This is a genomic window from Streptomyces pseudovenezuelae (genome assembly GCF_029892565.1).
Lineage (GTDB): Bacteria > Actinomycetota > Actinomycetes > Streptomycetales > Streptomycetaceae > Streptomyces > Streptomyces pseudovenezuelae_A.
This window is the reverse complement of the sequence record NZ_JARXVH010000001.1, coordinates 200,030-211,672: the sequence shown is the minus strand read 5'-3', so window position 1 is coordinate 211,672 and position 11,643 is coordinate 200,030. Positions and strand designations below refer to the sequence as shown.

The 11,643-nt window shown below is 69.9% G+C and carries 11 protein-coding genes; all 11 read left to right on the top strand.

The genetic code is table 11. The features are described 5' to 3' along the window. Positions 1-36 precede the first annotated feature (36 nt). The 11 genes from M2283_RS01015 to ispG all read left to right on the top strand — a co-directional run bounded on the left by M2283_RS01015 (position 37) and on the right by ispG (position 11,635). Positions 37-966 carry an ABC transporter permease gene (locus M2283_RS01015; protein ID WP_280873973.1) on the top strand — a complete coding sequence of 310 codons (930 nt, stop codon included), beginning with the start codon at positions 37-39 and terminating at the stop codon, positions 964-966. After that, positions 959-1,750 carry an ABC transporter ATP-binding protein gene (locus M2283_RS01010; RefSeq protein WP_280873972.1) on the top strand — a complete coding sequence of 264 codons (792 nt, stop codon included), beginning with the start codon at positions 959-961 and terminating at the stop codon, positions 1,748-1,750. Before M2283_RS01015 ends, M2283_RS01010 begins: the two co-directional genes overlap by 8 nt. Positions 1,751-2,140: 390 nt before the next feature. Continuing rightward, complete coding sequence (gene hpnC, locus M2283_RS01005) at positions 2,141-3,043, top strand: squalene synthase HpnC (protein ID WP_280873971.1); 903 nt, start codon at positions 2,141-2,143, stop codon at positions 3,041-3,043. Beyond that, complete coding sequence (gene hpnD / locus M2283_RS01000) at positions 3,040-3,987, top strand: presqualene diphosphate synthase HpnD (protein WP_280873970.1); 948 nt, start codon at positions 3,040-3,042, stop codon at positions 3,985-3,987. The genes hpnC and hpnD overlap by 4 nt, the downstream gene beginning before the upstream one ends. Next, positions 3,987-4,124, top strand: coding sequence for a DUF6380 family protein (locus tag M2283_RS51885; protein ID WP_432423005.1), 138 nt, complete (start codon positions 3,987-3,989; stop codon positions 4,122-4,124). The genes hpnD and M2283_RS51885 overlap by 1 nt, the downstream gene beginning before the upstream one ends. Continuing rightward, on the top strand, positions 4,121-5,548 hold the full coding sequence (hpnE, locus tag M2283_RS00995) for a hydroxysqualene dehydroxylase HpnE (RefSeq protein ID WP_280873969.1): 1,428 nt from the start codon (positions 4,121-4,123) through the stop codon (positions 5,546-5,548). The genes M2283_RS51885 and hpnE overlap by 4 nt, the downstream gene beginning before the upstream one ends. Before the next feature lie 62 nt (positions 5,549-5,610). Continuing rightward, a complete protein-coding gene (locus M2283_RS00990) occupies positions 5,611-6,678 on the top strand; it encodes a polyprenyl synthetase family protein (protein WP_280873968.1) in 1,068 nt (355 codons plus the stop codon). 119 nt (positions 6,679-6,797) lie between these two features. Then, a complete protein-coding gene (shc, locus tag M2283_RS00985) occupies positions 6,798-8,804 on the top strand; it encodes a squalene--hopene cyclase (RefSeq protein WP_280873967.1) in 2,007 nt (668 codons plus the stop codon). Continuing rightward, positions 8,804-9,445 (top strand): 1-hydroxy-2-methyl-2-butenyl 4-diphosphate reductase, encoded by a 642-nt coding sequence (locus M2283_RS00980; protein WP_280873966.1) that lies wholly within the window; start codon positions 8,804-8,806, stop codon positions 9,443-9,445. The genes shc and M2283_RS00980 overlap by 1 nt, the downstream gene beginning before the upstream one ends. 5 nt (positions 9,446-9,450) lie before the next feature. Continuing rightward, positions 9,451-10,473 (top strand): adenosyl-hopene transferase HpnH, encoded by a 1,023-nt coding sequence (hpnH, locus tag M2283_RS00975; protein WP_280873965.1) that lies wholly within the window; start codon positions 9,451-9,453, stop codon positions 10,471-10,473. 4 nt (positions 10,474-10,477) lie between these two features. After that, entirely contained in the window at positions 10,478-11,635 is a 1,158-nt protein-coding gene (ispG, locus tag M2283_RS00970; RefSeq protein ID WP_280873964.1) for a flavodoxin-dependent (E)-4-hydroxy-3-methylbut-2-enyl-diphosphate synthase, read from the top strand. Positions 11,636-11,643: the final 8 nt, after the last annotated feature.

Below are 11,643 nucleotides of genomic sequence, written 5' to 3'. Positions count from 1 at the left end.
CGGGTGCGCATCCCGAAGACGAAAGTGTTTCCACTGGTGAGTGAGACAACGCACGACGGCACGGTCGCACCGAGTGCGACCGCCTTGCCCGCCGAGGGCCTCACAGCGGCCCAGCTCGCCTCCAAGTACGGGCTGACCGTGAGCGGGGCCCGGCCCTCCCTCGTCGAGTACGTCCGTCAGCTCTGGGCCCGGCGGCACTTCATCCTCGCCTTCTCGCGGGCGAAGCTGACCGCCCAGTACAGCCAGGCGAAGCTCGGCCAGCTCTGGCAGGTGGCGACCCCGCTGCTGAACGCGGCGGTCTACTTCTTCATCTTCGGCATGATCCTCAAGGCGAACCGCGGCCTGTCGCACGACGTCTACATCCCGTTCCTGGTCACGGGCGTCTTCGTGTTCACCTTCACGCAGAGCTCGGTGATGGTGGGCGTCCGCGCGATCTCCGGCAACCTCGGCCTGGTCCGCGCCCTGCACTTCCCGCGCGCCTCGCTGCCGATCTCCTTCGCGCTCCAGCAGCTCCAGCAGCTGCTGTACTCGTTGATCGTGCTGTTCGCCGTGGCGACCGCCTTCGGCAGCTACCCGGACCTGTCCTGGCTGCTGATCGTCCCCGCGCTCGCCCTGCAGTTCCTCTTCAACACCGGACTCGCCCTGGTCTTCGCGCGGGCCGGCTCCGCGACCCCGGACCTGGCGCAGCTGATGCCGTTCGTGCTGCGCACCTGGATGTACGCGTCCGGCGTGATGTTCTCCATCCCGATCTTCCTTGCCGACAAGCCGCAGTGGCTGGCGAACGTCCTGCAGTGGAACCCGGCCGCCATCTACATGGACCTGATGCGCTTCGCCCTGATCGACGGCTACGGCGCCGAGAACCTCCCCGACCACGTCTGGGCGGTCGCGGTCCTGTGGGCGGTGTGCCTCGCGATCGGCGGTTTCATCTACTTCTGGAAGGCGGAGGAAAGGTACGGCCGTGGCTGAGCACAAGTCCGTCGAGCAGGACGGTGACCGCGTCCCCACCGTCGTCGCCGAGGAACTGCACATCGTCTACCGGGTCAACGGCACCAAGGCCGGCAAGGGCAGCGCCACCTCCGCGCTCAGCCGGATCATCAGGCGCGGCGAGGAGCGGGGCGTGCGCAAGGTGCACGCCGTGCGGGGCGTGTCGTTCGTCGCCTACCGCGGCGAGGCCATCGGCCTGATCGGCTCCAACGGCTCCGGCAAGTCGACCCTGCTGCGCGCCATCGCCGGGCTGCTGCCCGCCGAGAGCGGCCGGGTCTACACCGGTGGCCAGCCCTCCCTGCTCGGCGTGAACGCGGCCCTGATGAACGACCTGACGGGCGAGCGGAACGTCATACTGGGCGGCCTCGCCATGGGGATGACCCGCGAGCAGATCAGGGAGCGCTACCAGGAGATCGTCGACTTCTCCGGGATCAATGACAAGGGCGACTTCATCACCCTGCCGATGCGCACCTACTCCTCCGGCATGGCCGCCCGGCTGCGCTTCTCCATCGCCGCCGCCAAGGACCACGACGTGCTCATGATCGACGAGGCACTGGCCACCGGCGACGCGGCCTTCCGCAAACGTTCCGAGGAGCGCATCCGCGAGCTGCGCAAGGAAGCCGGCACGGTGTTTCTCGTCAGTCACAACAACAAGTCGATCCGGGACACCTGCGACCGCGTCCTGTGGCTGGAACGCGGTGAGCTGCGGATGGACGGGCCCACCGAAGAGGTCCTGCAGGAGTACGAGAAGTTCACGGGCAAGTAGTCCACCCCGACATGGGCAGTCAGGCCCACCACGCTTCCACGGGCCCCGCCGGAACCTCTCCGGCGGGGCCCCGCGTCTGCAAAGGAAACGTCAACTAGTGGCCGCCTTAGGAATCTTGGCGCCAATCGGTGTGTTGTTGTGATGTGCAGGACACCCCAGAGAACCTCGCTGCGTTGTACAACGTAAGCTGGACCGGTCCCGAAACGCGGCAAGTGGGGCGATAATGCGCGACACCCTCGTGCCGGAAGGCTGCGCGGACGGCTGGGCGGCGTGTCCGAAATAGTGTGTATTGGGTCGGCAGTGTAGAACGGGAGATGTGACGGCAATGGCTACGGAAACTCCCCAGCTCAACGGAGCTGCCTGTGCCGTCCCCGCGCCGGGAAGTGAGTGGTGACGGGAACCGGCACGCCGGCCTCCGGTGATCCGGAGCGTGGCACGCTCGACAAGGCCGCGGGCGAGAACTTCCCCGTGGCACCTTTCTTCCTGCCCAAGGCCTGGCGCACCGACCTGATGGCGGTCTACGGCTTCGCCCGCCTCGTCGACGACATCGGCGACGGCGACCTCGCCCCCGGCGGCGCCGACGCCCGGCTGCTCGGCGTGGAGCCCGCGGTGGCCGAGGACCGGCTGCTGCTCCTGGACGCCTTCGAGGAAGACCTCCACCGGGTCTTCGACTCGACCCCGCGCCACCCCCTGCTGCGCCGCCTGCAGCCGACCGTCCGCCGCTGCGCGCTGACCCCCGAGCCCTTCCTCGGCCTGATCGCCGCCAACCGCCAGGACCAGCTCGTCAGCCGCTACGAGACCTACGACGACCTGCTCGCCTACTGCGAGCTCTCGGCCAACCCCGTCGGCCGCCTCGTCCTCTCGGTCACCGGCACCTCGACCCCCGAGCGGATCCACCTCTCGGACGCGATCTGTACCGCACTTCAGATCGTCGAACACCTGCAGGACGTGGCCGAGGATCTCGGCAACGACCGCATCTACCTGCCCGCCGAGGACATGAAGCGGTTCCATGTCCAGGAAGCGGATCTCGCCACGGCCAGCGCGAGCGCCTCGGTGCGCGCCCTGGTTGCATACGAAGCGGAACGCGCACGCGATCTCCTGAATGAAGGCGCCCCCCTGGTGGGTAGCGTCCACGGCAGGTTGAAGCTGCTGCTCGCGGGGTTCGTGGCGGGGGGGAGGGCGGCGATCAAGGCGATCGCCGCCGCCGAATACGACGTACTTCCCGGCCCGCCCAAGCCCGGCAAGATCCAGCTGCTGCGCGAGGTGGGCGTGACTCTGCGAGGAGAGGGGTGATCCGGACCGTGGACTCACCACAGGTGTCCCCGCCGGTACTCGCCGCCTACAGCTACTGCGAGGCCGTCACCGGACAGCAGGCCCGTAACTTTGCTTACGGGATCAGACTGCTGCCCACGCCGAAACGTCGCGCCATGTCGGCGCTGTACGCGTTCTCCCGGCGAGTGGACGACATCGGGGACGGCACGCTGGCGGTCGACGTCAAGGGCGCGAGACTCGAGGACACCCGGGCGCTGTTGACCCGGGTCCGCGAGGGGGCGGTCGAGGAGGACGACACCGACCCGGTCGCGGTCGCCCTCGCCCATGCCGCCCAGGCCTTCCCGATCCCGCTCGACGGCCTGGACGAGCTGATCGACGGCGTGCTGATGGACGTACAGGGCGAGACCTACGAGACCTGGGACGACCTGAAGGTCTACTGCCGGTGCGTGGCGGGCGCGATCGGGCGGCTCTCGCTCGGTGTGTTCGGCCCCGAGGCGGGGGCGCCCGGCGTCGAGCGCGCGTCGGAGTACGCCGACACGCTCGGGCTGGCGCTCCAGCTCACCAACATCCTCAGGGACGTCCGCGAGGACGCCGAGAACGGGCGGACCTATCTGCCCGCCGACGACCTCGCGAAATTCGGGTGCTCGGCCGGGTTCAACGGGCCGACCCCACCGGAGGGCTCCGACTTCGCGGGTCTCGTCCACTTCGAAGTGCGACGGGCCCGCACCCTTTTCGCCGAGGGCTACCGGCTGCTCCCCATGCTCGACCGGCGCAGCGGCGCGTGCGTGGCCGCCATGGCCGGGATCTACCGCCGGCTCCTCGACCGGATCGAGCGCGACCCGGAGGCCGTGCTGCGCGGCCGGGTCTCGCTGCCCGGGCGGGAGAAGGCGTACGTCGCCGTGCGCGGGCTGTCCGGCCTGGACGCCCGCGGTGTGACGCGGAGGACCATCAGGAGGCGCGCCTGATGGACAATTCGGTCCAAGGCGATTCCACCGGAGAAAAACGGCACGCAACCCTCCGGTCGGAGACGGCGTCCCTGACTGCAACGGCCTGCCGCGCGGGGTTCGACCGCGGTGGCCGCTCGGGGGAGGGCGCACGATGACCGACGGGACGCAGTCCGAGGGGCTGCCCGCGGACGTCCCGGCACGAGCCGGGCGGGACGCCGTCGTGGTCGGCGGCGGGCTCGCCGGCATCACCGCCGCGCTCGCGCTGGCCGACGCGGGCGTACGCGTCACCCTGATCGAGGGCAGGCCGAGACTGGGTGGCCTGGCCTTCTCCTTCCAGCGCGGCGAACTGACCGTCGACAACGGCCAGCACGTGTACCTGCGCTGCTGCACCGCCTACCGCTGGTTCCTCGACCGGATCGAGGGCACGGCGCTGGCACCGCTGCAGGATCGTCTCGACGTGCCCGTACTAGACGTCGACAAGCCCGAGGGACGGCGGCTGGGACGGCTGCGCCGCGACGCGCTGCCGGTACCGCTGCACCTGGGGCGCAGCCTCGCCACGTATCCGCACCTCTCGCTCGCCGAGCGTGCCAGGGTCGGGCGTGCCGCGCTCGCGCTCAAAGGGCTCGACCTCGCCGATCCGAGCCTGGACGCACAGGACTTCGGCAGCTGGCTGACCGCGCACGGTCAGTCGGCGCGTGCCATCGAGGCCCTGTGGGACCTGGTCGGGGTCGCCACTCTCAACGCGGTCGCGGGCGACGCCTCGCTGGGGCTCGCCGCGATGGTGTTCAAGACCGGTCTGCTGTCCGAACCGGGCGCGGCCGACATCGGATGGGCGCACGTCCCGCTGGGTGAACTGCATGACCGGCTCGCCCGCAAGGCGCTCGACTCCGCGGGCGTGCGTACCGAGATCCGTACACGAGTCACCTCCATCTCTACTGACGAGAACGGGCGTTGGATCGTTCAGGTTCCCGGCGAGACGTTGGAGGCGGACACGGTCGTCCTCGCCGTCGCCCAGCGCGAGGCCCACGACCTGCTGCCCCAGGGCGCGCTCGACGCTCCCGAAAAGCTCCTCGACATCACCACCGCGCCGATCCTCAACGTGCACGTCGTCTACGACCGGAAGGTGCTCGACAAGCCCTTCTTCGCGGCGCTGGGCACCCCGGTGCAGTGGGTCTTCGACCGCACCGACGCCTCCGGGCTGCGCGAGGGCCAGTACCTCGCGCTGTCCCAGTCCGCCGCCCAGGACGAGATCGACGCGCCCGTGGCCGCGCTGCGGGAGCGCTACCTCCCGGAGCTGGAGCGGCTGCTGCCCGGCACCCGCGGTGCCGAGGTGAAGGACTTCTTCGTGACCAGGGAGCGCACGGCGACGTTCGCTCCGACCCCAGGCGTCGGGCGGCTGCGGCCCGGCGCCCGCACCAGAGCCCCCGGCCTGTACCTGGCCGGTGCGTGGACCGCCACAGGGTGGCCCGCGACCATGGAGAGTGCGGTCCGCAGTGGGGTGAGCGCGGCGGACGCCGCACTCGCCGCCCTGGGCCGGCCCCGCCCCCGCCACCTCTTCGAAGTCGAGGAGGCGGCGTGATGCTCGATCAGCAGGCGGCAGGCGGCCCCCGCACCTCCGGTACCGCAACAAGAGGAGAGACTGTGCCCACTGTGCCCCCGGCCTCGACGGCTGCCGACGCGGTGGACGTGACCGCGCTCCTGGAGCGCGGCCGGACCCTGGCCACACCGGTACTGCGGGCGGCCATCGACCGCCTGGCCCCTCCCATGGACACCGTTTCCGCCTACCACTTCGGCTGGATCGACGCCGACGGCAACCCCGCGCACGGCGACGGCGGCAAGGCCGTACGTCCCGCCCTCGCGGTGCTGTCCGCCGAGGTCACCGGCGCCGCACCCGAGATCGGCATCCCCGGCGCCGTCGCCGTCGAGCTGGTCCACAACTTCTCGCTGCTGCACGACGACCTGATGGACGGCGACGAACAGCGCCGCCACCGTGACACCGTCTGGAAGGTGCACGGCCCCGCCCAGGCGATCCTGGTCGGCGACGCCCTGTTCGCCCTCGCCAACGAGATGCTGCTGGAGCTCGGCACCGCCGAGGCCGGCCGCGCCGCCCGCCGCCTCACCTCCGCGACCCGCGCCCTCATCGACGGACAGGCCCAGGACATCTCCTACGAGCACCGCGACCGCGTCAGCGTCGAGGAGTGCCAGGAGATGGAGGGCAACAAGACCGGCGCCCTGCTGGCCTGTGCCTCCTCCGTCGGCGCGGTGCTCGGCGGCGCGGACGACTACACCGCCGACACCCTTGAGAAGTACGGCCACCACCTCGGCCTGGCCTTCCAGGCCGTCGACGACCTCCTAGGCATCTGGGGCGACCCGGTGTCGACCGGCAAGCAGGCCTGGAGCGACCTGCGCCAGCGCAAGAAGTCCCTGCCGGTGGTGGCCGCGCTCGCGGCGGGCGGTCCCGCCTCCGAGCAGCTCGGCGAGATCCTCGCCGCGGACGCCAAGAGCAGCGACTTCGAGAACTTCTCCGAGGAGGAGTTCGCGGCCCGCGCCTCCCTCATCGAGGCGGCGGGCGGCCGCGAATGGACGGCCGAAGAGGCACGCCGTCAGCACACCATCGCCATCGGTGCCCTCGACGCCATCGACATGCCCGACCGGGTGCGGGCACAGTTCGCGGCGCTCGCCGACTTCGTCGTCGTACGAAAGAGATGATCACTATCGGTCGAATAACCCTCGCGTAGTCGCCGGCCGGTGCCTTGGGCACCACCCATGCACCGGCCGACGGCGGACCCACAGCAGCACGATTTGAACGACTGCACGAAGGGGAAGCCATGACAGCGACGACCGACGGAAGCACCGGGGCCCTGCCGCCCCGCGCTGCCTCGGCCAGCGAAACCGACAGCACGACCCCCGTGGCGGCGGGGGGACCGGACACCGCCGTACGCGCCGTACAACGCGCCACCGACTACCTGCTGTCGCGGCAGGACCCCCAGGGTTGGTGGAAGGGCGACCTGGAGACGAACGTCACCATGGACGCCGAGGATCTGCTCCTGCGTCAGTTCCTGGGGATCCGCGACGAGGAGACCACGCGTGCCGCCGGCCTGTTCGTCCGCGGCGAGCAGCGCGAGGACGGCACCTGGGCCTCGTTCTACGGCGGACCGGGCGAACTCTCCACCACCATCGAGGCGTACGTCGCCCTGCGGCTGGCCGGCGACGCGCCGGACGCCCCGCACATGGCGAAGGCCTCGGCGTGGATCCGTGAGCGGGGTGGCGTGGCCTCGGCCCGGGTCTTCACCCGGATCTGGCTGGCGCTGTTCGGCTGGTGGAAGTGGGAGGACCTGCCCGAACTCCCGCCGGAGCTCATCTTCTTCCCCAAGTGGGTCCCGCTCAACATCTACGACTTCGGGTGCTGGGCGCGGCAGACCATCGTCCCGCTCACCGTCGTCTCCGCGAAGCGGCCGGTACGGCCCGCGCCGTTCGCGCTCGACGAGCTGCACACCGACCCCACCCAGCCGAATCCGCCCAAGCCCCTTGCCCCGGCGGCGAGTTGGGACGGCGCCTTCCAGCGCCTGGACAAGGCGCTGCACCAACTGCGCAAGGTCGCGCCGCGCCGGCTGCGCAGGGCGGCCATGAACTCCGCCGCCCGCTGGATCGTCGAGCGACAGGAGAACGACGGCTGCTGGGGCGGGATCCAGCCGCCGGCCGTGTACTCGGTGATCGCGCTGTCCCTGCTCGGCTACGACCTCGAACACCCCGTCATGCGCGAGGGGTTGGCGTCCCTGGACCGGTTCGCCGTCTGGCGCGAGGACGGGGCCCGGATGATCGAGGCCTGTCAGTCGCCGGTGTGGGACACCTGCCTCGCCACCATCGCGCTGGCCGACGCGGGCGTGCCCGCAGATCATCCGCAACTCGTCCGAGCGGCGGACTGGATGCTCGGTGAGGAGATCGTCAGACCCGGCGACTGGGCCGTGAAGCGACCCCAACTGCCGCCGGGCGGCTGGGCGTTCGAGTTCCACAACGACAACTACCCCGACATCGACGACACGGCCGAGGTCGTCCTCGCGCTGCGCCGGGTCAGTCACCACGACCCGGAGCGGCTGGAGAAGGCGATCGGGCGGGGGGTGCGCTGGAACCTCGGGATGCAGTCGAAGAACGGGGGCTGGGGCGCCTTCGACGTCGACAACACCAGCCCGTTCCCCAACCGGCTGCCGTTCTGCGACTTCGGCGAGGTCATCGACCCGCCGTCGGCCGACGTGACGGCGCACGTGGTGGAGATGCTGGCCGTCGAGGGGCTCTCGCACGATCCGCGCACCCGGCGCGGCATCGAGTGGCTGCTCGCCGAACAGGAGCCGGACGGCTCGTGGTTCGGACGCTGGGGTGTCAACTACATCTACGGGACCGGGTCCGTCGTACCGGCCCTCGCGGCCGCCGGCATCCCCGGCTCGCACCCGGCGATCCGCCGGGCGGTCACCTGGCTGGAGTCGGTCCAGAACGACGACGGCGGCTGGGGCGAGGACCTGCGCTCCTACGACGACGCGAAGAAGTGGAGCGGCCATGGCGCCTCCACCCCCTCGCAGACGGCATGGGCACTGATGGCGCTGATGGCGGCCGGGGAGCACGACTCCAAGGCCGTCGAACGCGGTGTGGAGTGGCTCGCCGTCACCCAGTTGGAGGACGGCTCCTGGGACGAGCCCTACTTCACCGGGACCGGCTTCCCGGGGGACTTCTCCATCAACTACCACCTCTACCGGCAGGTGTTCCCACTCACCGCTCTCGGCCGGTACGTGCACGGGGAGCCCTTCGCGAAGAAACCCTTCCCAGAGGTCGAGGGGGGCTGATGAGCACACAGCCCGCACCGGCCCCGCTGCTGATCGCCTGCGCGCTCGGCATCGAGAGCCTCGCCCTGCGCAGCCGCGACCACCGCGGGGCCGACGGGCCGGTCACCGTCCTGCGCACGGGGATGGGACCGGAGGCCGCAGAGGCCTCCACCACCCGGATCCTGGCCCAGCCGGAGCTCGCGGGGGCCGCCGTCCTCGCTACGGGCTTCTGCGCGGGTCTCGCCCCGGGGATGCACCCCGGGGACCTGGTGGTCGCCGAGGAGACCCGGCACCCGCGCGGGACCGTCCCGTGCGTCGGAACCGACCTGCTGGTCAAGGAGCTCATGCGCGCCGTGCCCGGGCGCACGGTCCACACCGGACCGCTCACCGGCTCCGATCACGTCATCCGCGGTCACGAACGGTCGGAGTTGCTCGCGACCGGCGCGATCGCGGTCGACATGGAATCCGCGGCGACGCTCCTGAGCGCCGTACGCACCGGTGAGCGCCCTGTTGCGGCCGTACGGGTGGTCGTGGACGCTCCTGAACATGAACTCGTCCGGATCGGCACGGTGCGCGGTGGAATATCGGCTTTCCGCGTTCTTCGATCCGTTCTTCCCGCTTTCTTCGAATGGCACCGTTCTTTGCTGCTCCCCAGGAGGTGAGCCAGATGGCCATGCCGCTGCGTCAGACCATCAAGGTCGCTACATACTTGGCCGAACAGAAGATCCGCAAGCGGGACAAGTTCCCGCTGATCGTGGAGCTGGAACCCCTCTTCGCGTGCAACCTCGCATGCGAGGGCTGCGGCAAGATCCAGCACCCCGCCGGGGTGCTCAAGCAGCGCATGCCGGTGGCCCAGGCCGTCGGGGCGGTGCTGGAGTCCGGTGCGCCGATGGTGTCCATCGCCGGCGGTGAGCCGCTGATGCACCCTCAGATCGACGAGATCGTGCGGCAGTTGGTGGCGAAGAAGAAGTACGTCTTCCTCTGCACCAACGCCATGCTGCTGCGCAAGAAGATGGACAAGTTCACGCCCTCGCCCTATTTCGCCTTCGCCGTGCACATCGACGGGCTGCGCGAACGCCACGACGAGTCGGTGGCGAAGGAGGGTGTGTTCGACGAGGCGGTGGCGGCGATCAAGGAGGCCAAGAAGCGCGGCTTCCGGGTCACCACCAACTCGACCTTCTTCAACACCGACACCCCGCAGACCATCATCGAGGTGCTCAACTTCCTCAATGACGACCTGCACGTGGACGAGATGATGATCTCGCCCGCGTATGCCTACGAGAAGGCGCCCGACCAGGAGCACTTCCTGGGCGTGGAGCAGACCCGAGAGCTGTTCAAGAAGGCCTTCTCGGGCGGCAACCGCAAGAAGTGGCGGCTCAACCACTCCCCGCTCTTCCTGGACTTCCTGGAGGGCAAGGTCGACTTCCCGTGCACCGCGTGGGCGATCCCGAACTACTCGCTCTTCGGCTGGCAGCGCCCCTGCTACCTGATGAGCGACGGGTACGTCCCGACGTACCGCGAGCTGATCGAGGAGACCGACTGGGACAAGTACGGCCGCGGCAAGGACCCGCGCTGCGCCAACTGCATGGCGCACTGCGGCTACGAGCCCACCGCCGTCCTCGCCACCATGGGGTCCCTGAAGGAGTCGCTGCGCGCCATGCGCGAGACGGTCTCCGGAAACCGGGAGTAGCACGATGACCGCCATCTCCTTGGGAGTTCCCGAGGTACCGGCCCGGCCGATCGCCGAGCGGCGCGTGTCGCGGCAGATCCATGTCGGGCCGGTGGCGGTCGGGGGCGGCGCCCCGGTGTCGGTGCAGTCGATGACGACGACCCGCACCTCGGACATCGGCGCCACCCTCCAGCAGATCGCCGAACTCACCGCGTCCGGCTGTCAGATCGTCCGCGTCGCCTGTCCCACACAGGACGACGCGGACGCGCTGGCGACCATCGCCCGCAAGTCGCAGATCCCGGTGATCGCGGACATCCACTTCCAGCCGAAGTACGTGTTCGCGGCGATCGAGGCCGGGTGCGCGGCCGTCCGCGTCAACCCCGGCAACATCAAGCAGTTCGACGACAAGGTGAAGGAGATCGCGCGGGCCGCGAAGGACCACGGCACGCCGATCCGGATCGGCGTCAACGCCGGGTCGCTCGACAAGCGGCTGCTGCAGAAGTACGGCAAGGCCACGCCGGAGGCGCTCGTGGAGAGCGCGCTGTGGGAGGCGTCGCTCTTCGAGGAGCACGGCTTCCGGGACATCAAGATCTCGGTCAAGCACAACGACCCGGTCGTGATGGTCGAGGCCTACCGGCAGCTCGCCGCGCAGAGCGACTACCCGCTGCACCTCGGTGTGACGGAGGCGGGACCGGCCTTCCAGGGCACGATCAAGTCGGCCGTCGCCTTCGGGGCGCTGCTCAGCCAGGGCATCGGCGACACCATCCGGGTGTCGCTGTCCGCGCCGCCCGCCGAGGAGGTCAAGGTCGGCCTCCAGATCCTGGAGTCGCTGAACCTCAAGCAGCGCCGGCTGGAGATCGTCTCCTGCCCGTCCTGCGGGCGGGCCCAGGTGGACGTCTACAAGCTGGCCGACGAGGTCACGGCCGGTCTTGAGGGCATGGAAGTCCCGTTGCGGGTCGCCGTCATGGGGTGCGTGGTGAACGGACCCGGTGAGGCGCGCGAGGCGGATCTGGGGGTCGCCTCCGGCAACGGCAAGGGGCAGATCTTCGTCAAGGGCGAGGTCATCAAGACCGTTCCCGAGTCGAAGATCGTGGAGACCCTCATCGAGGAGGCGATGAAGATCGCCGAACAGATGGAGCAGGACGGCGTCGTGTCGGGGGAGCCGGCCGTCACCGTGAGCTGAACAGCACG